The organism is Variovorax sp. LG9.2, from assembly GCF_035018885.1.
Taxonomy (GTDB): Bacteria; Pseudomonadota; Gammaproteobacteria; order Burkholderiales; family Burkholderiaceae_C; genus Variovorax.
Window position 1 is genome coordinate 1 of sequence record NZ_JASJXB010000039.1, and the last position, 24,309, is coordinate 24,309.

Sequence of the window (24,309 nt, forward strand, 5' to 3'; positions counted from 1 at the left end):
ACCCGACGGCTGGACAGTCGTTCACGGTCCTGATGTGACAGAACCCGCAGCTTGAATTCCGAACTGTAGGCGCTGCGTTTAGGGCGCAACCCGTCCATGCCATGCAGTCGGTAACGACTCACCCAGGTACGGATCTTCTCCTCGGGGACGTTCCACCGCCGCGCCAAGAGCTTTGCGCCGCCTTCACCTTCTAGAAAGCTATTGACGACCTGGAGCTTGAACTCTGTCTCGTACTTCTCCATGGGACTCCTTGAAGTTCGTCCAACTTCTGGGGGTCAGTTCAAAGCCAGGGCGATTCAGGATGCTAAATATGGCAATTACGGATTGGGGGTCAAGATTCAACGCGCGCAGACAAGCGAGGCGATTAACGCGTCCTTTGCCATCGGTTTTTCACTGGCTGCGTCGTGGTTGATCAAGAATTTCTTAGGCGTTTAGGCCGCAATCGGTCAAGACCGGTCGTGTGTCACATTGCCCCAAATTGGTCGAATAGCACGATCTCACTCAGGGCTTGACCTCGACCTTCGCAGTGTCATGCGCGACGCCGTTCCCCTGCCCAACCTCATAGTCGAAGCTGTCTGTGCCGGTGAACGCCGCATCGGGCAGATACCAGATCGCCTGCCCCATCAATGTGAGACCGCTGCAATCGACGGCGCCAAAACGTGATCGTCCCTGTACTACAGAGGCGTAACGAATAGCGACTTGGCCGTGCGCTGGAGGTGTCAATACTTTGACGCTCGGCTGTGGTCCTTGGCTGCAGTCCGAGCGGTGCTCGGTATATGTAAAGACGCGTACCTCCTGCCCTACGGTCGTAGTGCGCCGCAAGGTGCGCTCGCGCTCTACGTCATTCTGGGCGTGCGATGCTTGTGAAAACGCGACGGGCGCAGCCAAGAAAATCGCCATCAACCGCGCCATTGGGCGGCGGCGGATGATCTGCGGAGCATTCACCAAACGATTGGACATAAAACGATCTTGCCCGAAATCTGCTTTCGCGCCTGCACCCGCAGGCAAACGTCTCACTTTCCCAAAAGGGATGCGCTCGGGCCCGCTCTCAATCAATTGGCGGAGGACGACATGCGTTCACAGTCGCCGCGCACGATGATCGATATTGGGATCTGGAAACCGTGACTGCTGTCGATTACTGGGCAGTGAAACTCAGCGGCGAGAACGTCAAGTTTCGGGCCAAACCGGTCACCTCTCCCTCCGAGTCGGAAAGCAACTATGAACATGGACGATCTGAACACCGCCGCGAAGTGGCTGGCTCTAATTCTTGGCATCAAGTTGAGCGAAGTATGCGTGGCTTTGTCCAACGCCAAGGAGATATCAATCTGGCGGTCGTGATGCCGCACAGCGCTGGTCGCCCGGAGATCCCGTCGCGACCGGCACCGCAGGAATGCATTTCAAGCACGCACAGCCACCATTCGTCTCATTGTCAGTACAGCTCGAGTTGCCGGTCGGCATCATCGAGCCGCTTTGACCCATCCCTTGAAACACCTCTGACATGACACCGTCCCGAATCGCGACAAGACTTTTCGCCGTCATCGTTGCCATCATCGTCCTCGCCACCCTCGCCTTGGCCGGGATGATTGCCTTTGGAACCTCGTCTTTGCCTCCTCCCCTTGCGGACGTCGACGGGCCTTTTAAGAAGATCAATTTTCACGACCAGCCGCCGCTCCAATCGTTTCGGGCGCGCGACGGGGCCGCGTTGGCCTATCGCGTCTACCCGGCCCAGGGCGAAAAAGCAGTGGTGATGCTGCACGGCGCGGCTGGCAGCAGCTTCATGCTTCATGCGTTGGCCAAGGCCGCTCAGGCTTCCGGATACACGGTCTACGTGCCGGACATGCGCGGTCACGGGGGCTCCGGGCCCAGCGGCGACATCGCATACATCGGCCAGCTGCAAGACGATGTGGCCGACTTCACGCGCTTTGTGCACCAGGCCCAGCCAGACGCCAGCGTCTCGCTGTTGGGGCATTCGGCCGGCGGTGGCTTGGCGCTGCGTTTTGCAGGCGGACCGGATAGCGCGCTATTCGACCGGTATGTGTTTCTTTCGCCCTTGTTGGCGCGTGATGCACCCACGGTGCGCCCTGGAGCGGGCGGCCTTGCCAAACCGTTCAAGGCGCGCTACGTGGGGCTGACCATTCTGGACCGGTTTGGTCTTCATGGTTTCGAATCCCTGCCGGTTTTGGCCTTCGCCATGCCTGCAGCGCCGGGGAACATGATGACGCCGCTCTATTCCTATCGACTCAGCGAGGATTTCACACATAACGCGCATTACCTTGACGATCTGCGTCACATCACCAAACCCACGGAACTGCTGGTAGGGGCCGATGACGAGTTCTTCTATGCAGATAAATTCGAGCCACTGGTTCACGGGGTTCGGCCGGACATTGCGGTAAGTACGGTGCCAAAGGTCGGCCATATGGGGATCGCTCTCGACCCCGCCGCGATCCAGCAAGTGATTGAGGCGCTGGACAGAGGGCAAGGTTGAGCTGCAGTTGGGCCTGGCAGGCCTCTATGGTCCGCCTAGCGTACGATTTTTTCCGTTTTCCGAGACGACCCCCTGTTCAGACAGGCCGGCGGGGCCAAGCTGTTCCACCTGCTGTCCAAGCTGTACGCGCACACCAGCGTGCTATTCACGACGAACCTGAACGTTGCCGAGTGGTCGAGCGTGTTCGGCGACGCGAAGACGAAGGCGGTCCCGCTGGACCGGCGCACGCACCACTGCCACATCGTGGAGACGGGCAATGAGAGCCATCGCTTCGTGCACAGCACGGCGGTGGCGAGAAAGCGCATCAAAGCACGCGAGCAAGCACGCACCGGGGCATCGAAGGAGATCGAGATACAGCCAACCGCCGGTGTTCGAGCAAATCGGCTACGTTCATGCTCGACTAAGTAGGTGAGGCCGTTCGCCGTGCTTAGCAGCCGGTGTGGCAATGATGGGTGCCCGTTACGAGGGAGCGAAAGGTCGATGTAGCAGCTACGTTTGAGGTGTTTTTGGACCTCAAGATCGATATGGCGCCATCGTGACGTACGACCGCGTCCTGCAGACCTACGACCCGACGGGAAGCGGACATTGCAGAGCGCTTACCTCGGTCGTTCGGGCGCAATTGTGGGCGCCACATGCTGGCGGACCGCCTCCAGCAGCAGCGTGGCCAAGCGGCTCACCGGGGCCTCGGAATGGGCCTGCGCGCGATACAGCACAAGCGAGATCTGCGGCAGCGCTGGCAGCGACAGCACCGCTCGGTCGAGCATGCGCACATGCAAGGGCAGCCCGAACGGCGTGCGCACGGTTAGGCCCAGTCCAGCCGACGTGGCGGCCCACAGCGCAGCCAGGCTGGCACTGCCGAAGGCCCGGCGCCAGGGCAGGCCGGCACGGTCGAGCGCGGTGACGACGATCTCGCGCAACGGGCACGGCGCGTCGAGCATGATGAGCGGTAGCGGCTCCTTGCTCTTCGGCTGGCGCGCGCCGGGGCCGCGTTGTTCGCGTTCCGTCCACCAGGAGGCATCGACCCGCTCGGGCGCCGTCGGGCCGATCCACAACAACGGAAGCCGCGCCACGCGCTCGGCGTGAGGCGACAGCGGCTGGTCGCCCGCGTCCCACGCTAGCGCCAAGTCGAGCTGGCCGAGTTCGAGCCGCTCGCGAAGCTCGCTGCTGCGCGCCACGCAAGCCTCGATGCGCACCTTGGGGTGCGCGCGGGCGAAGCGGCCCAGCACGGCGGGCAGCAGCGTCTCGCTGAAATCTTCCTGCAGGCCTAGCCGCACCCAGCCCTGCAGGTCGGCGCCGCGCATGGCGGCGCTGGCTTCGTCGTCGAGTTCGAGCATGCGGTGTGCGTAGGCCAACAGCGTTTCGCCGGCATCGGTGAGTGCCAGGCCGCGCCCCTGTTTGCGAAACAGCACGGTACCGGCCTGCGACTCCAGCTTCTTTAGCTGCGCGCTCACGGCTGAGGTCGAGCGGCCCAGCCTATCGGCGGCGCGCGCATAGCTGCCGAGCGCGATGCCGGTAGAGAAAGTGCGCAGCACGTCGAGATTGAACATGATCTGGCTTGAGTGGGTTACACCTTTATCGTCCTTATTTTCAGGATTATTAACTCATTATTATCTGATTTTCAAAACCTTTGGAGAGGCCGAAACTGCGTTGCACCATGACCTCATCGACTTCTTTTTCTTCTTCTCCGGCGTATTCACCGCGCCACCGCTGGAAGGTGCTGGCCGCAGGTGTCGCCTCTAACGCGGCGTTTTCCGTGGCCTTTAGCGGCATTCCAATGACTGCGGTGCTCATGCGAACCGGCTACCAGCTCGACAACGCCACACTGGGGTTGGTGCTCGGCCTCATGGGGCTGGGCATAGCGGTAAGCGAGCTGCCGTGGGGCCTCTTGACCGACCGCTGGGGGGACCGGCCGGTGCTCCTGACCGGCTTGGGCAGCACCGCGCTTGCGCTGTTGGCGATGGCGATCTGGGCCGCGCCGAATGCGCGGCATATCCCCGGCCTCGGCTTGCTGGGAGCGGGGCTGTTGCTGGTCGGCCTGCTGGGCGGCAGCGTGAACGGCGCAAGCGGCCGTGCGGTGATGACCTGGTTCGACGCCAGCGAGCGCGGGCTCGCGATGAGCATCCGTCAGACCGCCGTGCCGCTGGGTGGGGGCATCGGCGCGCTGGCGCTGCCCTTTGTAGCGCTGCACTTCGGTTTCGCTGCGCTCTACGGTCTGCTGGCGGTGCTGTGCGCGCTGGGCGCGGTGATGAGTTGGGCCTGGGTGCATGAGCCGCCCATTGCAGCGATCACGCCGCGCACCACCGCTAACTTTACCGAAGCAGCCCTCGCATCGAAGGCCAGCCCGCTTCACGATGCGCGCGTCTGGCGCATCGTGCTGGGCATCGGCATCCTCTGCGCGCCGCAGTTCGCGGTGCTGTCCTTTGGAGCCATTTTTCTGCACGACTTCGGCCATGCGGGCCTGGCGACCATCACCGCCACCATGGTCTTCACGCAGGTGGGAGCGATGGTGATGCGCGTGTGGAGCGGCCGCTGGACCGACCGCCGCTGCAACCGCCCGGCCTACCTGCGTGCCTGCAGCGCACTCAGCGTGGGGTTGTTCGCAGGGCTCGCAGTGCTGGTGATAGCCGCAGGCACGCATGCCGCCGATTCATTGGCGCTGCGCATTACGCTGGTCGTATTGCTGGGCGTGAGCGGTGTTTGCGTATCGGCCTGGCACGGGGTCGCGTTCACCGAACTCGCCACGCTGGCCGGTGCGGCGCGTGCGGGCACCGCGCTGGGTATGGCTAACACCAGCGTGTTCCTGGTGTGCTTCGTCACGCCCTTCTCGATCCCGCATCTGCTCGCCCTACAAGGCTGGCCGATGGTGTGGCTCGCTGCGAGCGCCTGTGCGCTGGTGGCGATGCCGCTGCTGGTGCCGCGTGCTGAGGCAACAGCCGTCGACCAGAAGGTCGCGAGAACGAGGTTGAGTCGATCCACATAGGCGGAGATCGAGAGCGACTGCGACGGCGCTGAGCGCTTCCTCACTTTCCTTCCTGTCGCCCTGAAAAAATTGGCGTAAGTGATGGCTAGGTTGCCTGTTGATGCCACATCGGTTGAGCTGAGTGCGCGTCACGAATGTCTGGTTGTGGCACAGTTCAATCACCCTGCCTAGGTGGGCGTGGGCCCGCCGGTACGGCACATCCGCGAGCTTGGCAATGGCGTAGATCGACAAGCCTTGATGTCCCGCGACGGCAATCAATATTTCGCGACTGTATCCCCCTCACACAACATCTGGACAACTGACGGGCTGCACGCCTGGTGATGACGAGACGTGCACGCAACCCATGCCGATCAGCGAAGCCTCGACCGCCTGATCCAGGGGGGTGTGCGGCTCGCGTCCCAGCACTTGGACCAGCCGGCTGTTGACCATCTGTACCGGCTCTTTCCACAAGTACCGCATCTCCAGAAGTTCGCGCAGCGTCGGCACGAACGGCGCGGCCACCCGCATCAGCCACCATGGCGTTCTTTTGATGGGCGGAGCCTTTGCGGTGCGGCGTGCGACGACGCGCTGAATCGCCTGTGCCATCTGCAATCCGGTGGCGTCCCAGTGTCCCGCCATGTGGAAGCGCTCAAAGGCGCCCAGTGCCTCGCGGCGGGCCAACAGTTCAACCATGGTCTGCGCTACATCCGGCAGGTACGCCCACTGGTGACCAACGCCCGCTTCGGCAGGGTTGGCGATCGAGGCAACCGGCTGACCGGACTTCAGCAAGCCTTGAGCAAACCAGCTGTTCCCGGGCTTGGGCCCAAAAAAATCACCGGCGCGCACGATGATGGAGCGGACACCCTGTCGGCTCGCCGCCTCCAGGCGCCGCTCCAACTCGACGCGGATCATGCCCTTGCGTGTCACCGGATGCTGCGCAGAGTCTTCGTCGAGGAACGGAAATGCGTCCGGTCCGAAGTTGTAGACGGTTCCTGGCAGGACGATGGTGGCGCCGTGCGCCGCGGCGGCGGCAATCGTGTTGTCGAGCATTGGCAGCACGAGCGTCTCCCAGTTGCGGTAGCCGGGCGGGTTGACCGCGTGCACGATGACTTTGCAACCCTCGGCACACCGCATCACGTCCTCATGGCTCATGGCATCACCGTTCAGCCATGTCAGACCTTCATCGCGAGGTGCGGTGCCAGCGGTCCCACGCGTCAGCGCGCGAACTCTCCATCCTGCGTCTCGAAGCTGCCGGGCTACCTCGCCCCCGATGCCGCCCGTCGCCCCCAGTACCAGAACCGTCATGCCGTTGTTGCTGTCGTTGCTGTCGTTGCCCATTTCGTGTTCCTTGTTTCAACGATTGTTCGTCGATGAGCGAAGTCTGAGCGGAGACCGGTACAAATGGAATTGGCCAACATCGCCCAGCGCCCATACATTTACGTATGACTTCAACGACCATTGGCTGGGAGCTGTATCGCTCGTTTCTGGGGGTGTTGACCGAGGGGTCGTTGTCGGGAGCGGCGCGCGCGCTCGGCATCACGCAGCCCACCGTCGGGCGTCACATTGCGGCGCTGGAGAAGGCGCTTGGCGTGGTGCTGTTCACCCGGTCGCAGGCAGGCCTCCTGCCGACCGAGACGGCCACCTCGTTGCGCGGCCATGCGCAGGCGATGGAAAGCACGGCAGCGGCGCTCGAGCGTGCGGCCGGAAGCCAGGGCGGAGACGGAGTCGCAATCAAAGGGATCGTGCGGGTCAGCTGCAGCGACGTGGTGGGGGTCGAGGTGCTGCCAGGGGTGCTGGCCCGGCTGCGTGAATCACATCCCGACCTGAAGATCGAACTGGTGCTAACAGATCGGGTGCAGGACCTGTTGCTGCGCGAGGCCGACATCGCTGTGCGGATGGCGGCACCTAAACAAGAGCAGTTGGTGGCGCGGCGCATCGGCCGGATCGAGCTCGGCCTGCATGCCCGACGCGACTATCTGGACCGCCACGGTACCCCTCGCAACGTCGGTCAGCTGCACGGTCATTCCTCCATCGGCTACGACCAGATGACGGCCTATCTGCGCCAGGCCGAGAAGTCGCTCAAGGGATTGCGACGTGAGCAATTTTCTTTGCGAAGCGACAGCAACCTTGCCCAGCTGGCGCTGATTCGCGCTGGTGCAGGCATCGGCATGTGCCAGGTGCCGCTGGCCAAGCGAGATCCCGCTTTGGTCCGCGTGATGCCAAAGCTGTTCTCGCTGCCGCTCGAGACCTGGGTGACGATGCATGAAGACTTGCGTGGCAGCCCACGCTGCCGCGTCACCTTCGACGCGCTAGTCGAAGGCATGGTGGCTTACGCAAACGTTTGAACTCCATTGCTGCGGATACCCGTCTGAACGACTGGTGCTCGCTCGATCGCTGTCGTTAGGAGCCTGCGAGTGCGCCATCGAAGCTGCCTCTTGCTGATGGCGACCGACGCTTTTTCCAAAACCCGGAAAAACCCTGTTCACGATTCCATGCAAAAGTGCATACAGTTATTGCATACCAGCGTGTGTGGCATTGCGCTGGCGAGCACAAGGAACGTCACCATGGAAATCAAGAACCCTTCCCCAGGCCTCTACAACGAGGACCTGGCGCCAGCCAAGGAACGCAACTGGGGCGCCTTCAGCATCTTCAATGTGTGGACCTCGGACGTGCACAGTCTCTGGGGCTACTACTTGGCCGCCAGTCTTTTTCTCCTGTGCGGCAGCTTCGTCAACTTCGTCATAGCGATCGGGCTGGGTTCGCTGGTGATCTTCGCTCTCATGAACCTGATCGGCTATGCCGGCGAAAAGACAGGAGTGCCGTACCCGGTGCTGGCACGCGCCTCGTTCGGCGTATGGGGCGCCAACCTGGCGGCCGTCGTGCGCGCGGTAGTGGCGTGTTTTTGGTACGGCGCCCAAACCGCGGCAGCCTCGGGCGCGATGGTCGCACTGCTGATCCGAAGCGACGTCCTGATGGACTTTCACAAGGGCACGCACTTCCTAGGCCATTCGGGCCTGGAGGTGATCTGCTATGTCGTGATCTGGGCTTTGCAACTCCTCATCATCCAGCGGGGAATGGAGACTGTTCGCAAGTTCCAGGACTGGGCCGGGCCGGCCGTGTGGGTTGCCATGCTGATCCTGGCGATCGGCCTGTGCGTGAAAGCGGGCGGCTTCTCTTTCGACCACGGGATTCCGATGGATGTCCTGCTTGCCAAGACCAAGGACGCCGGCGTTGCCGGCGAGCCCGGTTCGTTCTGGGCGTTGACGGCGGTCGCTGCCACGTGGATCACTTACTTCGCAGCGCTCTACCTCAACTTCTGCGACTTTTCCCGCTACGCGAAGAACAAGGATGCGGTGAAGAAGGGCAACATCTGGGGCCTGCCGGTCAACCTCATCGCTTTCTCTCTGGTCGCCGGCGTGACCACCATCGCGGCTTTCAAGGTCTACGGCGAAGTGCTGCTGCACCCCGAGCAAATTTCAGCCAAGTTCGACAGCTGGGTGCTGGCGCTGATCGCAGCCATGACGTTCGCGGTCGCGACGCTCGGCATCAACGTGGTGGCCAACTTCGTATCGGCTGCTTTCGATATTTCCAATGTCTTTCCCAAGCAGATCAACTTCAAGAAGGGCGGCTACATCGCTGCCGCCATCGCGCTCGTGCTGTATCCCTTCGCACCGTGGGAAGGCAATGCAGCGCACTTCGTGAATGCCATCGGCGCCACGATGGGGCCACTGCTCGGCATCATCCTGGTCGACTATTACCTCGTGGCCAAGGGCAACATCAATGTGGCGGCGCTCTATCAGGAGTTCGGCGAATACCGCTACGAGGGGGGTTGGAACGTGAACGCTCTTGTGGCGGTGGCGATCGGTTCGATCTTCTCGACCATCCTGCCCAACTTCACGAATCTGCTGCCGGCCTGGTGGAACACGTACGGCTGGTTCTTCGGGGTGCTCATCGGTGGCGGCACGTATCTGATCATGGCGACACTGCGTCCAAGAGCCGCTGTGGCGACCGTGCTCGTTTGAAGGAAACCGCATGTCCGATTCCTACTTTCCGCGCTGGCGCGAAGTCCAGGCCATCAGCGGTAGCGTCGTCGCGCCCGACGAGCGTCTTCCGTGGCCGCAAACCGCGGCCATGGGCGTGCAGCACGTCATCGCCATGTTCGGCGCCACCGTGTTGGCGCCGATCTTGATGGGCTTCAACCCGAACATCGCGATCCTGATGAGCGGTGTCGGCACGCTGATATTTTTCTTCGTGACCGGCGGGCGCGTGCCGAGCTACCTGGGCTCGAGCTTCGCCTTCATCGGCGTGGTGATCGCCGCCAGCGGTTACGCAGGCAAGGGCCCGAACAACAACCTCGCCGTCGCGCTCGGAGGCATCGTTGCGTGCGGCGTCGTCTACATCGCTATCGGCGCATTGGTGCAATGGGTCGGCACCGGATGGATCGAGCGCTTCATGCCACCGGTCGTCACAGGCGCCGTAGTCGCCGTCATCGGGCTCAACCTGGCCAGCGTGCCGATCAAAAACATGGCGGCGGGCAACTTCGATGCGTGGATGCAGGCCGCTACCTTCCTGTGCGTCGGACTGGTCGCGGTGTTCGGACGCGGCATGCTGCAGCGGCTGTTGATCCTCGCGGGACTGGTGCTCGCCACGCTCGTCTATGCCGCTTTGACCAATGGCCTGGGGCTCGGCAAGCCAGTCGACCTGAGCGGCATCGCCAATGCAGCGTGGTTTGGCCTGCCGGCGTTCACCGCGCCGGTATTCACTGGCAACGCCATGCTGCTGATCGCGCCGGTGGCGATCATCCTCGTCGCCGAAAACCTCGGCCACCTCAAGGCCGTGACCGCGATGACCGGCCGCAATCTCGACCGCTATATGGGCCGCGCTTTCATCGGTGACGGCATCGCGACCGTGGTAAGCGGCTCGGTCGGCGGCACCGGCGTCACGACGTATGCGGAGAACATCGGCGTCATGGCGGCCACGCGCATCTACTCGACGGCAGTGTTCGTGGTGGCCGCGCTGATCGCGCTGCTGCTGGGTTTCTCGCCGAAGTTCGGCGCACTGATCCAGGCGATTCCATTGCCGGTCATGGGCGGTGTGAGCATCGTGGTGTTCGGGTTGATCGCGGTGGCAGGCGCCAAAATCTGGGTCGACAACAAGGTCGACTTTTCGCAGAACCGCAATCTGATCGTCGCGGCCATTACTTTGATCATCGGCACTGGTGATTTCACTTTGAAGTTCGGTCAGTTCGCGCTGGGCGGGATCGGTACGGCGACCTTCGGCGCGATCCTGCTGTATGCATTGCTCGGTCGCGCGCGCAATGCGTGAAGTCGAGCCGCGCCTTGGGACCGCGCCGCAAGTCGTTCTCCGAGCGATTCCGTGAGTTCATCGTCCAGTTGTGGCCGGCCCGCGCACGTGTCGATTCACGTGAATGGCGGCGTGCCGTCCGGCGGGCGGGCATAGGTATTCTGGTCACCGTACTGGTGTCGCACTGGTTGGCCGGTATCGTCATTTCAGGGCGGGCCGTGTCGGTCGGAGCTTTGGTGCAGCCTTGGGCGGTTGTCGGCGGCAACGTGCTTTCGGGCCTGGTGGGTTCGGCATGTAATTTGCTGATTCCGGACCCATGAGAGTCCATGCAAGCACCTCAAGGCGCCCCCGCACCCCTGGGTACCGGCTGTGACAAGTGCGCCGACCACCGAGGTTGGTTACGTCAGCCGGCGCAAGTGGGAATTGCGCTACGGCTCTTATCGCAGCCGCGCTAGCGTGGTTCGTTGAGCGGCTAGCGAGGTTTGGTGACCTCGCTAGCTCAGTTCGTCGACCTCAACATCGACCGCGGCCAGGAGCGAGGGTGGCAGCGCGCAGTCATCAGTGGGCGCGCTTGTGCCACCGAGCGCCGTGAGCACGACCGCGGTTTCGTCGAGGCAGCCGAGAAGCAGAAGCCGGCACTATTTCCTCGTGCGCGCCGCAGCAGCGCGCGCGCATGCGGGTGCTCGCCGAGCGCCTCGCCCGCTGCCAGGGCGAGCGAAGCGGCAGCGATGAGGGAATGCATGCCGATAGGTCATAGATCAGTAGGTGGCTGGCGTCAACTATGTTGGGGCGGGTCTGGATTTGACCCTTTCGCCGGAATTGCGTCGGCGCATTCGCGGGCCTTAAGACATCCCAAGACCGGGATTGCGAGATCCTGGGAAAGGTAAGTCCCACGCCGCCGCATAGGCCAAAAACACGCAGGCGCCGACGTCAGTCGCCCATCGAGTCGCAAGCCCAACGTGCGGGTCCCTTGCGCCGTTGGGGTACCGCATAGCGCGGCCTTAAACTGAGGCATGCGCGCAAATGCCGAGAGGCTCGATCAACTCAGGCAACTGGCCATTCTCGACAGCAGTCCGGAGAAGATTTACGACGACCTCACCAAGCTGCTCGTGCGCAGCCTCGATGTACCGATTGGCATGGTGAACCTGCTTGACACTGAACGCGACTGGTTCAAGGCATGCGTCGGTCTGCCGATGTCGCAATCGCCCGCGGACGCGTCGTTTTGCGAGGTGTTTTTCAACACGGCAACCGACATTGTCGTAGTGGAAGACACCTCCAAGGATCCGCGCTTTGCGACGCATCCTTTCGTGGCCGGTGCGCCCTTCGTCCGGTTCTACGCAGCGGCGCGCCTGACCGTTGGGCAGCAGACGGTCGGCACCCTTTGCGTCTACGACACCAAGCCGCACCAACTGAGTGAAGGCCAGATGCTGGACTTGCAGATCCTGGCCGAAGCAGCGATCCACGTGCTGGAAAGTCGCAAACTGCCTTCGGCGCTGGCAACCGGTGCGCTGCGATCGATTGTTCTGATGGACAGCGATCCGGATTCATCAAGGGCGCTGTCGGAGCTGATCTGTCTGGTCGAGCCAGGCTGCACGATCGATGTTCGCCGCGATTGGCCAAGCGCAATGACGGCGGTGCTCTCCACGCGTCCGTGGGCGGTTATTGCCGACCTGAAAATGGCCGGGCTGGACAGTTTGGCGCCGGTCGCCAGCATCAGGGCGGTCCTGGGCGACGCAGCGCCCATCATGGTGGCAGTTGCGGCCGACATCTCCAAGCTCGATGCACTCGAGCTTGGCTATGATTTTGTCTTTGGAAAACCTGTCGAAATCGCATCGCTGATGAGCGCGATCGGGCGTTGACGATCAGGCATCGCAGCATCGGTTGGCTATACGCCCCAGGGCAGAGAGCATTGGTGCTTCATTTCCATGCTTGAGTCGAACGGCGTTTCCAAGACAGTAGCCCTCCCTTCGATGGATCGATCAGCCGCGCCAGGCCGACTAAGCCTCTGTTCGTATGTGCTACACCGCACACACCAGTGTTAGTCACGCACGGGACGGACTACATGCGCTAGACCCCCTCGGCGCACAGGACCGACGAGCGCGCAAGTTACGCTGTCGTGGATGGATTGCCTTCGATGAACCGTGCTACTTTCGTAGTTGAAGACATTCAGGTCATACGTGACGAGCTGATGCCGAGCATGGTGGAACTGGCGAACGCAAGGCTCCTTGGCTTTGCCGACAATGAAGCCGATGCCGTTGCCTGGTTTCACGACCACGCCAACGTATGGGACGACGCGGTTATCGACCTGTTCTACCCACATGGAAAGGGATTTGGCGTCCTGGCAGCACTGATCGGGCGAAGTTTCGACCAGCGCGCCATTGTTTTAACCAACTACTGCACCGATGCGATGCGGGCCAGATGCAGTGCGCTTGGGGGGGATGCCATCTTCGACAAGTCGACTCAACTGGATGAATTTTTCGCCTACCTTCGGCGAACCGTTCGTTAAGAAATTCGGCGGGGCGCCGACGTGCTTTGCGGTCTCTTCTGCGCCCCTCATGCCATGCGGCTTAAAAGTCCCACGTCTGCCTGAGAGATTCGTCCGCCAGTTTTGAGGGCGTGGTTCACTCAGACCAGCCGCACCAGCACAGTGCCCGCAGCCGCGATGTGCGCCAGCGTAATTACTACAGACATGCCGTGCAACCACTTGAAGCGCTGGCGCATCCCTTGGTCGGTGGCGGCATTGATGGCCGGCATCAGCAACTGGCGCGAGGGCACTGTCGTGATGGCAATGGCCGCCATCAGCCCGGCAGCCACCGCATCCAGAGGCCACAGCAGGCCCGCGCCGATTGCCGCGGCCGCGATCACGAACAGATAGAACGCTGGAAACGCGCGCCGCAGTGTGGCGCCTGCAACGTCGGGGGGCAAGGCCGTGAACAGCAAGGCCGCGAAGCCGAACGAATACAGGGCCATGCCGCCGAACAGCAAGGCTGTGGTGAGAACCGCCAGCACCTGGATCATGCGGGTTCGGCGCCATGGGCCGCAACAGCCTTACCGCTAGGGGGACGCTGATCAATTGATCGATCCCGGCACGCCTCGTGCATGCACCGAGAGCATCAAATTTCGAGGGCAACGGACATGAACCAACGCAGCTTTGCCAGCGCCGAGTACGCATTGAAGAAGAAGCGAACGCGCCGCGAGAAGTTTCTTGCCGAGCGTGTCGTGCCTTGGAGCCGCTTGATTGCCGTGATCGAGCCGCTGTATCCGACCAGTGGACGTGTAGGCCGTCAGCCGATCGGCGTGCCCAGGATGCTGCGCATGTACTGCCTGCAGCAGTGGTATGGCCTGGCAGACGAGGCGCTGGAAGATGCCTTGTACGACAGCCAAGCACTGCGCGACTTCGTGGGCATCGACCTGTCGCGCGAATCGGTGCCTGATGCCACCACGTTGCTCAAGTTCAGGCGCTTGCTGCTGGACAACGACCTCACCAAGTCCCTGTTCGACGAGATCAACGCGTACCTTGCCGAGCAGGGCCTTTTGATGCGTGCCGGCACCATCGTGGACGCCACCATCATTGCGGCCCCGAGCTCGACCAAGAACGCAGACCACACGCGCGACCCGGAGATGCATCAGACCAAGAAGGGCAATCAATGGCACTTCGGGATGAAGGCGCACATCGGGGTCGACGCGCAGTCCGGGCTGGTGCATACATTGGTGGGCACAGCGGCCAACGTGAGTGACCTCAATGTCGCCGGTGCGTTGCTGCATGGTGAGGAGTATGCGGCCTTCGGTGACGCCGGCTACCAGGGCGTGCAAGCGAGCTGAAGCGCAAGGACCGACCTGGCACGTGACCATGCGCCGTGGCAGGCGTCGCAAGCTCAATGAATTCATCGAGCCTCAGTTCCTGGCCGAGCGTGCGGAGAAGATGAAGGCCAGCATCCGCGCGAAAGTCGAGCATCCATTCCATGTGATCAAGAACCTTTTTCGCCACAGGAAGACGCGCTACAAGGGGCTCGCCAAGAACACGGCACAGCTGTTCAGCTTGTTCGGTCTGGCTAATCTGGTCATCGCCAAGAAGGCGCTCCTGGACTGCCATGCCCGAGGTGCGTCTTGAACGTGGAAGCGACCTCGAAAGAGGTCAAAACGCACGCCGTGAAGGCTCTAAATCGTGAAGTCGGGCAATCTTTAGGGCGTATCGCGTTGCGATGTCATCAACTCGCGCTGCGATGCTCAATGTTCAGCGTCTCCCTAGTGTGTTGCATCGACCCGTTGAATCCGCCCGCTGAAGCGGTCGTACTTCATGCGCCGCAAATAGGTCAGCTCGACCTTTATCTTCTCGATGGTGAGCAGCGCGATCTTCATGACCTCCTGCGAGCGCTGCATGTCGCCGCTGAGCGCGGCGTGATCGGCGAGCATTTCGTCGAACGTCATGCGAACAACTCTGCCAGCGATGAGGTACCGCGCAGTCATCCCGGCCAACAATGCAAAGCTGAAGATCGCGTTGCAATCCAATGCGGTTTTGATGACAGATGAAGAAGCCGGCACCCGGCCGATGCAGTACGCAAACGAATCGATGAAAGTCAATAGCACCGGCACCAGTGCTCCGGCGCCACTCGAGGGCGCTCGCATCAGGCGAAGATGGTCTCGGCGCCACTTGAACAGCAAGTTGGCGTTGATGCCGGCGGCCATAGCAATGGCCGAGACGGACGCACCGGGCACAAGGCTCTGCAGGATCAGGTCCGCCTTGAACGACCGTTCGGGGTCAGCGGCGCCTTAATTGAAATTCATCGTGACGTTTACCCGCAGTGATCGCCGTTCGATAGGATGAAAATGAATGTCGTTGACGGAAACTGCTTCGTTGCGCAGACGTGACTCGTAGTAATAGTCGATCGCTGAATCCTGACGGTTCGTCAGATTGAATGCCTCAAGCTCAACCCGTGCTGACTTGTTGATTTTGTAGCCGACGCGGGCGTTCAGCGTCGCTGTGCTCTTGGACCGCACGCTGTTGTCCTCCAGCAAAGGACGAGGACCGAAATAGCGCAGTTGTAGAGCGCCATAGAACGCTCCGACATTGTCGACTGCCAACGCGATCGATGCCACACCTTCGACGGCTCCCGGAATACGATTTCCCACAACGTCGAAATTCTTGAATCGGGCGCGAGCGAGGGCGACATCGGCATCGATGGTCAGCCAGTCGAAGGGCTTGTAGTAGTTGGAAAGCTCGAAGCCCACGCGCCTGCTGGGCCGTCCCGCAAAAGTGGTCCCGGCATCGCCCGCAAAGATAAGTTCAGAGTCGAAGTCAAGGCGGTATACCGATAGGGATGTTTGCAAGCCTTTGACGATCTCGGTTCGCACGCCCACCTCCGCGCCCTTGGAGCGTACGAGCGGAGAAATGCTGTCCGCAGCATCGCCCGTTTTTGGATCCACACGGATGGTCGTTCCCCGTGCATCATTGCTATGAAAACCGGTGCCTGCGTTGATGTAGTACTCCGTCTTCGCCCAAGGGCCAAAAATCAGGCCCAGCTTCGGGCTAACAATACTGGCTCGCGCCTTGCCCGAATTCAATGCGTTGTCGCTGTCGACCTTGAATCGGTAGGCATCGGTGCGCAAGCCGGCCACGGTTCGAAACCAATCGCTCCAGTAGGTTGTGTTCTCCGCGAACAAACCCAAACTGCTTTCCGTAATGTGATCCTGGCGGGTCGTAGACAGGCGCTGCCGCTCGACCGTGCTGTAAAGGCCATTGTGTATGTTGTCATTCTCCAATTGAACACCGACTGTTGTCTGGGACGCCTGTCCCCACCCCCCAGTCTGCCAAGTGTGTGCAGCCTTCAGGCCCGTGGTGATACGTCGGTCGGGCTGATTGAACTGATCGCCGTGGACAGGGTCGTCGAGAAAATAGGTGAAGTTGGAAAAGAGATTCAACCGCTGCTGAATGACGTAAGCATTGACCTTGGTCGAACCACTGGCGGTGGTGTTGCGCCACTCGCTTGACAGGCTGTAGCGACTTGAGTTGCCACCGTCGCTGGGGTCGATGGCGTCAAAGCGTGACAACCCCCCACTGTCAACGGCTCGCTTGGGGACCTGGTCAGTCGCGTTCCACTTGGCGGTGTACGCCATACCGGTGATGTTGAAACCGTTGGCCTCGTTTCCCTGGCTGTAGCGAAGTACGCCATTCAGCTTCTTGTAATCGTCAGGGTGAACGAACGGACCGTCGTTGCGAAAAGCTTCTAGCGCATAGAGCAAAGTGCCATCGCCGAACGCGGGCGAGTCAGCCAGAAATAGCCGGCGATAGCCACCTTGACCAAACCCCAAGCTCGCGATGCCGTGGTCAAGCTTGTCTGCGTAGCGTACTGAAACTGCGCCGGCCGAAGAAAAGTCGCCCTCGGACGCGTAATAAGGCCCCTTTTTATAGTCAAGCTGCGTCGCCAGCTCCGGCATCAGGAAATTGAGGTCCGTCCAGCCTTGACCGTGCGAGTGACTGCGTTCATTGACCAGCATCCCGTCTACGGTAGTGCGAAGGTCAGTGCCGTGGTCAAGGTTGAAGCCGCGCAGATAGAACTGATTGGCTTTTCCTTCACCGCTGTGCTGACTCACGATCAGGCCGGGAGTGGCTTCCAGCAGTTCTCCCGGCCGATAGACGGTTCGGGCCGCCAGTTGCTGCTGCGTGACAACGCCGGCGTTGGCCGAGTCGGCAATGCCCAGCTGACTGTTGCGCGAGCTTTCAACGATGGTCGGCGCCAAACTGGTCGGCTCGTTGATTGAAGCCGGTGATTGCGCAAAGGCTCCCCCGGCAAGCGCTGAAGCCAAGAGAAGCGTTATACGAGGGGCGCTGAGGTTTGCGTAAGCGGTCCCACGCACAGCGGGACCCAAGCGGCCCCTGTCTAAATCAAGGGTTTTGAATGAAGAGAGCACGGTTTTCTCCAAAGCCGCGCAACAGTTCGGCGGCTCGATTTTCGGCAAGGGCTTGTTCCGCGTTGTCAAGTGGCAAAGCGGCGGGTCGTCTCAGCGGGACGAGGCGCAAAGAGTGCGCCACTAGCCCGGCCGAAAGCTAAAGCTTCGGCGCGTGGCAACCTTCACGAAGCGCGCGCGCACACGTGCGGGACGCGCTCACGCGAAGTAAGGTTCAGGGTGCATTGCATTGCATTGCACTGCACTGCGACAGGCATTCATCAGCGCTATGGCACCGCGCCGCACAGCGCGGCGTGCGGGAAGCTGCTCAGGCCACGCTCATCGGCGGACGGTCGAGTCGCCGGAGGTTGGCGCTGGAGAAAGCTTCGTCGGTAAATGCCCGCCAGCAACTGTTGCGCAATTCCTGAGTTGAAATCCTTAGCGCAACATTTTCAGAAACGACAAACAACAAACCTGCTCCGGCTTGCAGGTTTTCTGAAGATGTTCCGTCCCCGTCCGTCGGTGTCTCCAGATTCACCACGCTTTCATCGTCGGAATCGTGATGGTGACGCAGTCCACTTTCATGATGATGCGGGTAATTCGCCGTTTTCACATGGTTGAATTCGGTTCGGCGGAAATCTCTCCAGTCACTCATCGACGCTTGGGACAGTGCGGAGGGCTCAAACGTTCGGTGCACATGCTTGGCGCCAAGGAGACCGACGATCGCCACGGAAACCGACTGGAGCGGCAAAGCGACGACCAAGCAGGTCGTCGTCAGCCATAGCGCGATGAGTCGGTGGATCCGCTGCATCAGTCGCTCGAAGGCAGCGGCTCAATACTGCGATTCGCAAGGTTGTACATAACGTTGGCGCGCTTTTACAGATCAGGCGTGTTCGTGGACATGTGCAATGTACGAACGAAAACGCGTGCTGGATGTAGGCTTGGGACTTAAACGAACCTATTTGGGTGAAGCGAACCGGCGCTTCTGGAAATCGACTATTTTTTACACCACCATCTCGGGCCGCCAAGTGCGTGCGGGCATGCGCCAGTCAATGCCTTCGAGCAGCATCGACAGCTGCGCTGGCGTGAGCCACACGCTGCCCGAGGTGGCTTGCGGCCACACGAAGCGACCGTTCTCCAATCGCTTGGCCAACAGCAGCAATTCCTGGCCATCGGACCACAACACCTTGATGATGTCGCCGCGACGCCCGCGGAAGACGAACACATGGCCCGAATGCGGATTGGCCGCCAGTGCGGTTTGCACCTGCGCGGCAAGCCCGTCGAAGCCCTTTCTCAAGTCGGTGTGGCAGGCGGCAATCCAAACGCGTGTTCCCGAGGGCAGGCCGATCACCGCCATGGCCGTCGCAGCCACCGAGGTGCCCGGTATCAAGCATTGGCGCACCAGTTCGGCCTTGAAGTCCGCGGCATAGACGCGCTTGCCATCGCTGCGCACACGCAAGACGCCCGGTTGCAGTTCGACGGGCTGTGTTCTGTCGACTCTCTCCGGTGCACTATGGCTGCGTCGACTCACTCAACTGGGTGAACGCAAGCGTGCCCTGCTTACCGTCTAAACGCGACATGGTGACGCATTGACTCATCCGATCTGCTACCGGGTGAGCTGACGAGCCACAAGGGCAGTCATACTTTTACCATCGTGTTTTGAACGAATTCACTTTTCTCGACGGGCCCGGGGCAGGGCGGCGCCGCACCCCCATTGCTCGACCGCAGTGGACTTCCAGTCCCGAGGGTAGAACAGTTCCGTCTTGAGGCGGCCGAAGAAGCCCTCGCATGCAGCGTTGTCAGGCGAGCAGCCCTTGCGCGACATCGATCGAACCAAGCTTCGCGTCGCCGATCCTGGAGAGCCAACCAGGCCATCGATAGTGGGCTCCACGATCAGAGTGAACGATGGGTCGGGCATCGCCGTCGGCCACCGTCTCGATCGCTGCATCCAGCATCGTGTTGACGAGCTCGGCAAACGTCCATCAGTGACCTGGTAGGGGAAGCAGTTTCCACGCTGACCGGATTGTTCGGATTTCCCGGGCCAGCTCTGATTATTGAAATATGTAGCATTCGACTATGCGCTTAGATTGAAGGTGGACGACGTCATCGGACTCTGACGGCGTGGGTTATTCCGGTCGTCGACAATTGACCCAACATCAGGAGAAGCGCTTGTCTGAAGAGTTCGAGATACGTGGGGCACACGAAGACCAGATGGACGCGGCGGCCGAGCGCGAGCCCAGGGGGATGGCAGGACAGTTGGCGGTGATGACGGCGATCCTCGCAACGGTCGGGGCGATGTTCTCGTACATGGCGGGAGCCACTCAGGCCGACGCCGGGATATTCAAGAACGATGCTGCTATCAGGAAGACCGAGGCGTCAAACCAATGGAATTTCTACCAGGCAAAGAGCAACAAGCAGAACCTGAGCGAACTCGGGATGCAGCTTGTCGACGCGGCGCGAAGACCGCTCTTCGAGGCCGAGGCCAAACGCTACGCTGCTGAGGAGGCCGAGATCAAGCTGGCCGCCGAAAAGCTCGAAAAGGAGTCGACCGAATTCGACGAGATGAGCGAGGCCAAGCTGCACCAGCATCACCGCTGGGCCCAGGCCACCACGGCGCTGCAGATCGCCATCGCTATGGCCGCGATCGCGCTGCTGACCAGGCGACGCTGGCTGGAGAAAGCCGTCTTCGTGATGAGCGGCTTGGGGCTGGTGGTGGGCGCGCTGGCCTACTTTCATCTCTGAAGCGCGTTCGGTCTCTGCCGCAAGACGCGGTCCAGATCCTGTTGCGATAGTGCAGCCGGCGCCCACAAGCTGCTGCGCCGGCAATGGATTACAAAGCCAGCGAGTAGAGCTGTTGGCGCACATGCCGACGATCGCTGCCGTTTTGGCGCCGCTCTTGTCGATCGTGATCTTCTCGGGCACGCCATGCAGGGCGATGGCACGCTCGAAGAAGCTCCTTGTTGCAGCAAGGTCGCGGTGTGCGCGCAGCAGGAAGTCGATCGGGTGGCCGGCACGGTCCACCGCCCCGATACAGGTAGTTCCACTCACCGCTGACCTTCGAATCGGTCTCGCCCATTCGCCAACTCGTGCCGACCGAGGGCTTGCGCCTGCGAGACACCGTAGCCAAAACGGCAACATCTTGATCGACCAGCGGTGAATCGTCGCGTGGTCGACCACCACCCCACGTTCGTCCATCATCTGCTCGATCTGTCGCTGGCTCCACGGAGAGGCCCCATACCAGCGGACGCACACCCGCGTCACCCCGATCGGGTAGTACAGCCGCTTCAAAATCCTGCGAAGCGCTTCGTTCATCACTATCCGGTCCATCGCAACAGCTTGATCGTCGCGTCGTACTGCGACAGAACCGGCTGCTCGCACTCAGCGTTTCAACGTTCATTTCGCTCGACGTTCATCTGCTCGGCGAGGAAGTCGACAAGTGCCCTGACCTTCGGCGACGGATGGCGGGACGAGGGCCAGAAAATGCGGAAGGTGGTCTGGCGAAGCTCGGTAAAAGCGGACAACACGATCTCGAGCCTGCCCGCAGCCAGCGCGTCGCGAACGCAGAACTCGGGAAGGCAGGCAATGCCCAGGCCGTTCTCTGCGAAACATAGCCGTCCCTCCAGGTTGTTGGAGACCATCGACACCGGCAGAGGGACTTGCTCTTCGTCTCCGCTCCAGGCCAGCGGCCAGCGCTCGAGCTTGCCGGTGCTGTTGAAGCAGTGATGCAGGCAGCTGTGCCCTGCAAGATCCGCCGGTCGCTCGGGCCGGCCCCTCAGGGACAGATAGGCCGGCGAAGCCACCAGCAGCAGGGGCCAGCTTCCGAGCGAGCGGACATTGAGCGCGGAACTGTCGGGCTCGCCGGTCCGGAGTACCGCGTCGAACCCCTCCTCGACGACGTTGACCATGCGGTCGCTGAGATCGAGATGGAGGTCGATGGCGGGGTGCGTCCGCATGAACTCGGCGAGCAACGGCAGGAACAGCGTGCCAACCATCGGCAGGCTCACCTTCAAACGGCCCCGCGGCGTTCCCGAGGCCCGTGACAGCTCGTGTTCGGCGCCCTGAACTTCATCCAGCACGCGGCGGCAGCGAGCGAGGAACATTCCGCCCTCGGCGGTCAGCGTGACGCTACGGGTGCTCCGGTGAAACAGACGCACCTTCAAGCGTTCTTCGAGACGGGCCATCCGCTTGGCGACGGCCGAGGCCGAGACGCCGGTGAGCCTCGCCGTTTCCGCAAAGCTGCGCGTTTCCGCGACCTGCACGAACACGGCGAAATCGTCCAGGCTGTCGAGCATCAACGGCTTCATTGCGGACATTCCAGTCATGAGAGATCGGAAATTTACCCCCCTTTATCCGGAGTGAATTCTTGCCTATCGTCAAAGCCTTCTCTTTTGGATGGGCGAGATGATGCAGGCCACGTTCCACGGAATTTCGAAGACAGACCGCGTCGCCGACCGGCGGCCGGCCCGCGAGGGCGACCATGCGTGACGCCAACCGTTTCCCATGGTCCGGCCTGCTGGCGCTGGCAGCGGCGGGCTTCGTCGCCATCCTGAGCGAGGCGCTGCCGGCGGGCTTGCTCCCGGCCATCGCCACGGATCTGGGCGTTTCCGTCAGTGGCGCCGGACAGTTGGTGACGCTGTACGCCCTGGGCTCGGTGCTCGCCGTCATTCCCTTGGTCAAGGCGACCCAGGCTCGGCGTCGGCGGCCCCTGTTGCTGATGGCCATCGGTGGCATCTGCGCGGTCAACGTGGTGACTGCGCTGTCGACGTCCTTCGCGTTGACGCTCGTCGCGCGGTTCGGCGCAGGCGTGTTCTCGGGCCTTTTGTGGGCGCTTCTGGCCGGGCATGCCAGCCGGATGGTGTCGCCGGCGTTGCAGGGACGAGCCCTAGCGGTCGCCATGGTGGGAACGCCCTTGGCCTTGTCGATCGGCATTCCGGCGGGCACCCTGCTGGGCGGGCTGGTCGGGTGGCGCTGGTCCTTCGGCGTGATGTCGCTGCTGGCGGCGGCCTTGCTCGCCTGGGTGCGCCTCGGCGTGCCGGACTTTCCGGGCAAGCCGAACGGCACTGCACAGGGCGTCGGCCAGGTCCTTCGGATGCCGGGACTGCGCCCTGTGCTGGCGTTGACCGTCCTGTACGTGCTCGCGCACAACATGCTGTACACCTACATCGCACCTTGGCTGGCCTATCTGCAATCGGGGGTGCGAGTCGACGTGACGCTGCTCGTGTTCGGCCTGGCAGCGCTGGTCGGCATCTGGCTCACCGGGCTGCTTGTCGACCGGTGGTTGACCCTTCTCATCCGCATGAGCATCGTCGTGTTCGGCGCTGCGGCCCTCGTGGCTGGTCTGCTGGGGCACTCGGCTGCCGTCCTGTTGGCGTGCATCGCGTTCTGGGGTTTGGCCTTCGGTGGGACGGCGACGCTGTTCCAGACCGCCTCGGCGCGAGCCGCCGGCGAAGCGCCGGATTTGGCGCAGTCCATGCTGGTCACTGTCTGGAACGCGGGCATGGCGGGCGGCGGCCTTCTCGGCGCTGCGCTCTTGTCCTCATATGGAGCCGCGGCGCTGCCCTGGGCTGTGCTCGCCCTGCTGGCGGCAGCCAGCCTGTCTGCGGCCCACGCAACCTGGGACGCGGTACTCCCATCAACATCCAATCACTCCAACCTCAACAAAAGGACAATCCAATGAACATCGACCTGAACGGCAAAATCGCGATCGTTAGCGGATCCACCGCCGGCATCGGCCTCGCTATCGCTCGCGGGCTCGCCGCTGCCGGTGCACGCGTCGTCGTCACCGGCCGCACGGAGGCGCGCGTCCAGCACGCCATCGAAGACATTCGCGGCACAGTGCCTGGGGCTGATCTCGACGGCGTCGCCGCGGACCTGGCTACCGCAGCGGGCGCCGCGACGCTCGCCGAACGCACGCCGCACGCCGACATCCTTGTCAACAACCTCGGCACCGCCGGCGCTCCGAAGACTTTCAGCGAACTCACCGACGACGACTGGCTGAACCTCTTCAACTTCAACGTCATGAGCGGCGTGCGCCTGACTCGCCGATACCTGCAGGGCATGGTGGATCGGGGCTGGGGCCGCGTGGTCTTCATCAGCAGCGAGTCCGCTCTGCACATTCCGAAGGACATGATCGAATACGCGATGACGAAGACGGCTCAGCTCGCGATCTCGCGAGGCGTCGCCGAAACCGTCGCCGGTACCGGGGTGACGGTCAATTCCGTTCTGCCGGGGCCGACCAGCTCGGAGATTTTCACGAACTGGCTGGAGCCGGTGGCGCGCGAACAAGGCAAGACTCTGGAGCAGGTGCAGAAAGACTTCGTCGACACGAAGCGCCCGAGTTCGCTGCTGGGCCGCTTCGCGACCACCGAGGAGGTCGCGAACATGGTGGTCTACATCTGCTCGACGCAGGCCTCCGCTACGACGGGCGCCGCATTGCGCGTCGATGGTGGCATCGTGCGATCGATCGGCTGATGACCGGAGGGCTTGGTCATCCACCGTTCGCCGGGTGGTAGACCGGGCCTTCAGCGCAATCGCTCGACGAGAACGATCCCGCAGGCAAGGGCGCGGCCGAAGCTGGGAGCTTGCTCAAACTTGCGCGAGACCTTTGAGTATCGGCCGGCTGACACCACAGCCGGTCCGGCCGCTGCACACGCCGCTGCACCATGACTACGGTCCG

Annotated in this window: 22 protein-coding genes and 4 pseudogenes; 13 read left to right on the top strand and 13 right to left on the bottom strand. The window is 62.0% G+C overall.

Annotation, left to right across the window (positions count from 1 at the left end; translation table 11 throughout):
* The coding region (locus QN413_RS24275) for a helix-turn-helix domain-containing protein (RefSeq protein WP_323499178.1) at positions 1-242 on the bottom strand (242 nt) is incomplete at its 3' end.
* Positions 243-501: 259 nt separating this feature from the next.
* Entirely contained in the window at positions 502-960 is a 459-nt protein-coding gene (locus QN413_RS24280) for a hypothetical protein (RefSeq protein WP_323499179.1), read from the bottom strand.
* 538 nt (positions 961-1,498) lie between these two features.
* Between QN413_RS24280 and QN413_RS24285 the strand changes: the two genes are divergently transcribed.
* Positions 1,499-2,485: an alpha/beta hydrolase gene (locus QN413_RS24285; protein WP_323499180.1), complete on the top strand. Its 987-nt coding sequence runs from the start codon at positions 1,499-1,501 to the stop codon at positions 2,483-2,485.
* 75 nt (positions 2,486-2,560) lie between these two features.
* Positions 2,561-2,893: pseudogene (locus QN413_RS24290) on the top strand (ATP-binding protein); the annotation flags it as partial.
* Positions 2,894-3,081: 188 nt separating this feature from the next.
* Here QN413_RS24290 and QN413_RS24295 read toward each other — a convergent pair.
* Together QN413_RS24295 and QN413_RS24300 are read right to left on the bottom strand one after the other, a co-directional pair.
* The gene (locus QN413_RS24295; RefSeq protein ID WP_323499181.1) at positions 3,082-4,032 is read right to left on the bottom strand and encodes a LysR substrate-binding domain-containing protein; all 951 of its coding nucleotides are present in this window, start codon (positions 4,030-4,032) and stop codon (positions 3,082-3,084) included.
* 49 nt (positions 4,033-4,081) lie between these two features.
* Positions 4,082-4,276, bottom strand: a complete 195-nt coding sequence (locus QN413_RS24300; protein ID WP_323499182.1) for a hypothetical protein — start codon at positions 4,274-4,276, stop codon at positions 4,082-4,084.
* Between QN413_RS24300 and QN413_RS24305 the strand changes: the two genes are divergently transcribed.
* A complete protein-coding gene (locus QN413_RS24305) occupies positions 4,269-5,465 on the top strand; it encodes an MFS transporter (protein WP_323499183.1) in 1,197 nt (398 codons plus the stop codon). The two genes, QN413_RS24300 and QN413_RS24305, sit on opposite strands and share 8 nt — an antisense overlap.
* Positions 5,466-5,744: 279 nt before the next feature.
* Here the strand turns inward: QN413_RS24305 and QN413_RS24310 are convergent, their stop codons facing one another.
* Positions 5,745-6,782, bottom strand: a complete 1,038-nt coding sequence (locus tag QN413_RS24310) for an NAD-dependent epimerase/dehydratase family protein (protein ID WP_323499184.1) — start codon at positions 6,780-6,782, stop codon at positions 5,745-5,747.
* A 104-nt stretch (positions 6,783-6,886) separates the two neighbouring features.
* Between QN413_RS24310 and QN413_RS24315 the strand changes: the two genes are divergently transcribed.
* From QN413_RS24315 to QN413_RS24340, 6 genes are all read left to right on the top strand, one after another.
* Entirely contained in the window at positions 6,887-7,789 is a 903-nt protein-coding gene (locus tag QN413_RS24315) for a LysR family transcriptional regulator (protein WP_323499185.1), read from the top strand.
* A gap of 219 nt (positions 7,790-8,008) precedes the next feature.
* Positions 8,009-9,466, top strand: a complete 1,458-nt coding sequence (locus QN413_RS24320) for an NCS1 family nucleobase:cation symporter-1 (RefSeq protein WP_323499186.1) — start codon at positions 8,009-8,011, stop codon at positions 9,464-9,466.
* A 10-nt stretch (positions 9,467-9,476) separates the two neighbouring features.
* A complete protein-coding gene (locus tag QN413_RS24325) occupies positions 9,477-10,769 on the top strand; it encodes a solute carrier family 23 protein (protein ID WP_323499187.1) in 1,293 nt (430 codons plus the stop codon).
* Positions 10,770-10,783: 14 nt separating this feature from the next.
* On the top strand, positions 10,784-11,068 hold the full coding sequence (locus tag QN413_RS24330) for a hypothetical protein (RefSeq protein ID WP_323499188.1): 285 nt from the start codon (positions 10,784-10,786) through the stop codon (positions 11,066-11,068).
* Between the two features lie 693 nt (positions 11,069-11,761).
* Positions 11,762-12,607 carry a GAF domain-containing protein gene (locus tag QN413_RS24335; RefSeq protein WP_323499189.1) on the top strand — a complete coding sequence of 282 codons (846 nt, stop codon included), beginning with the start codon at positions 11,762-11,764 and terminating at the stop codon, positions 12,605-12,607.
* Positions 12,608-12,882: 275 nt separating this feature from the next.
* Positions 12,883-13,254: a response regulator gene (locus tag QN413_RS24340; protein WP_323499190.1), complete on the top strand. Its 372-nt coding sequence runs from the start codon at positions 12,883-12,885 to the stop codon at positions 13,252-13,254.
* Positions 13,255-13,373: 119 nt separating this feature from the next.
* On the opposite strand, the gene QN413_RS24345 is transcribed toward QN413_RS24340, so the two are convergent.
* Entirely contained in the window at positions 13,374-13,766 is a 393-nt protein-coding gene (locus QN413_RS24345) for a DUF4149 domain-containing protein (RefSeq protein WP_323499191.1), read from the bottom strand.
* 117 nt (positions 13,767-13,883) lie between these two features.
* Here QN413_RS24345 and QN413_RS24350 point away from each other — a divergent pair.
* Positions 13,884-14,859, top strand: a protein-coding gene (locus QN413_RS24350) for an IS5 family transposase (RefSeq protein ID WP_323499192.1) whose coding sequence is annotated in 2 segments (ribosomal slippage) — positions 13,884-14,560 and positions 14,559-14,859 — 978 coding nt in all. Because the reading frame shifts where the segments join, the coding sequence is not laid out codon by codon here.
* Positions 14,860-14,993: 134 nt separating this feature from the next.
* On the opposite strand, the pseudogene QN413_RS27460 reads toward QN413_RS24350, so the two are convergent.
* The 5 genes and pseudogenes from QN413_RS27460 to QN413_RS24375 form a co-directional block, all read right to left on the bottom strand.
* Positions 14,994-15,485 (bottom strand): annotated as a pseudogene (locus QN413_RS27460) (hypothetical protein); the annotation flags it as partial.
* Positions 15,486-15,518: 33 nt separating this feature from the next.
* On the bottom strand, positions 15,519-17,504 hold the full coding sequence (locus tag QN413_RS24360) for a TonB-dependent receptor (protein ID WP_416352245.1): 1,986 nt from the start codon (positions 17,502-17,504) through the stop codon (positions 15,519-15,521).
* A gap of 457 nt (positions 17,505-17,961) precedes the next feature.
* Positions 17,962-18,444: a hypothetical protein gene (locus QN413_RS24365; RefSeq protein WP_323499194.1), complete on the bottom strand. Its 483-nt coding sequence runs from the start codon at positions 18,442-18,444 to the stop codon at positions 17,962-17,964.
* 192 nt (positions 18,445-18,636) lie between these two features.
* Positions 18,637-19,086 carry an IS66 family insertion sequence element accessory protein TnpB gene (gene tnpB, locus QN413_RS24370; protein ID WP_416352246.1) on the bottom strand — a complete coding sequence of 150 codons (450 nt, stop codon included), beginning with the start codon at positions 19,084-19,086 and terminating at the stop codon, positions 18,637-18,639.
* 258 nt (positions 19,087-19,344) lie between these two features.
* Positions 19,345-19,606: pseudogene (locus QN413_RS24375) on the bottom strand (IS3 family transposase); the annotation flags it as partial.
* A gap of 148 nt (positions 19,607-19,754) precedes the next feature.
* Here QN413_RS24375 and QN413_RS24380 point away from each other — a divergent pair.
* Complete coding sequence (locus QN413_RS24380; protein ID WP_323499195.1) at positions 19,755-20,375, top strand: DUF4337 family protein; 621 nt, start codon at positions 19,755-19,757, stop codon at positions 20,373-20,375.
* Positions 20,376-20,483: 108 nt separating this feature from the next.
* Here QN413_RS24380 and QN413_RS24385 read toward each other — a convergent pair.
* Positions 20,484-20,960: pseudogene (locus QN413_RS24385) on the bottom strand (IS6 family transposase); the annotation flags it as partial.
* Between the two features lie 59 nt (positions 20,961-21,019).
* Positions 21,020-21,937 (bottom strand): LysR family transcriptional regulator, encoded by a 918-nt coding sequence (locus QN413_RS24390; RefSeq protein WP_323499196.1) that lies wholly within the window; start codon positions 21,935-21,937, stop codon positions 21,020-21,022.
* Between the two features lie 173 nt (positions 21,938-22,110).
* On the opposite strand from QN413_RS24390, the gene QN413_RS24395 reads away from it, so the two are divergent.
* Both QN413_RS24395 and QN413_RS24400 read left to right on the top strand, forming a co-directional pair.
* Positions 22,111-23,310, top strand: a complete 1,200-nt coding sequence (locus QN413_RS24395; RefSeq protein ID WP_323499198.1) for an MFS transporter — start codon at positions 22,111-22,113, stop codon at positions 23,308-23,310.
* Entirely contained in the window at positions 23,307-24,104 is a 798-nt protein-coding gene (locus QN413_RS24400; RefSeq protein WP_323499199.1) for an SDR family NAD(P)-dependent oxidoreductase, read from the top strand. The genes QN413_RS24395 and QN413_RS24400 overlap by 4 nt, the downstream gene beginning before the upstream one ends.
* The last annotated feature ends 205 nt before the right edge of the window (positions 24,105-24,309 follow it).

What these genes read in the sequence shown, in the direction of transcription:
- QN413_RS24400 (WP_323499199.1), top strand. Translation starts at nt 23,307, where the DNA reads ATGAACATCGACCTGAACGGCAAAATCGCGATCGTTAGCGGATCCACC.
- QN413_RS24395 (WP_323499198.1), top strand. Translation starts at nt 22,111, where the DNA reads ATGCGTGACGCCAACCGTTTCCCATGGTCCGGCCTGCTGGCGCTGGCA.
- QN413_RS24280 (WP_323499179.1), bottom strand. Translation starts at nt 960, where the DNA reads ATGTCCAATCGTTTGGTGAATGCTCCGCAGATCATCCGCCGCCGCCCA.
- QN413_RS24310 (WP_323499184.1), bottom strand. Translation starts at nt 6,782, where the DNA reads ATGGGCAACGACAGCAACGACAGCAACAACGGCATGACGGTTCTGGTA.
- QN413_RS24365 (WP_323499194.1), bottom strand. Translation starts at nt 18,444, where the DNA reads ATGCAGCGGATCCACCGACTCATCGCGCTATGGCTGACGACGACCTGC.
- QN413_RS24390 (WP_323499196.1), bottom strand. Translation starts at nt 21,937, where the DNA reads ATGAAGCCGTTGATGCTCGACAGCCTGGACGATTTCGCCGTGTTCGTG.
- QN413_RS24320 (WP_323499186.1), top strand. Translation starts at nt 8,009, where the DNA reads ATGGAAATCAAGAACCCTTCCCCAGGCCTCTACAACGAGGACCTGGCG.
- QN413_RS24295 (WP_323499181.1), bottom strand. Translation starts at nt 4,032, where the DNA reads ATGTTCAATCTCGACGTGCTGCGCACTTTCTCTACCGGCATCGCGCTC.
- QN413_RS24325 (WP_323499187.1), top strand. Translation starts at nt 9,477, where the DNA reads ATGTCCGATTCCTACTTTCCGCGCTGGCGCGAAGTCCAGGCCATCAGC.
- QN413_RS24345 (WP_323499191.1), bottom strand. Translation starts at nt 13,766, where the DNA reads ATGATCCAGGTGCTGGCGGTTCTCACCACAGCCTTGCTGTTCGGCGGC.
- QN413_RS24340 (WP_323499190.1), top strand. Translation starts at nt 12,883, where the DNA reads ATGAACCGTGCTACTTTCGTAGTTGAAGACATTCAGGTCATACGTGAC.
- QN413_RS24285 (WP_323499180.1), top strand. Translation starts at nt 1,499, where the DNA reads ATGACACCGTCCCGAATCGCGACAAGACTTTTCGCCGTCATCGTTGCC.
- QN413_RS24315 (WP_323499185.1), top strand. Translation starts at nt 6,887, where the DNA reads ATGACTTCAACGACCATTGGCTGGGAGCTGTATCGCTCGTTTCTGGGG.
- QN413_RS24300 (WP_323499182.1), bottom strand. Translation starts at nt 4,276, where the DNA reads ATGAGCACCGCAGTCATTGGAATGCCGCTAAAGGCCACGGAAAACGCC.
- QN413_RS24335 (WP_323499189.1), top strand. Translation starts at nt 11,762, where the DNA reads ATGCGCGCAAATGCCGAGAGGCTCGATCAACTCAGGCAACTGGCCATT.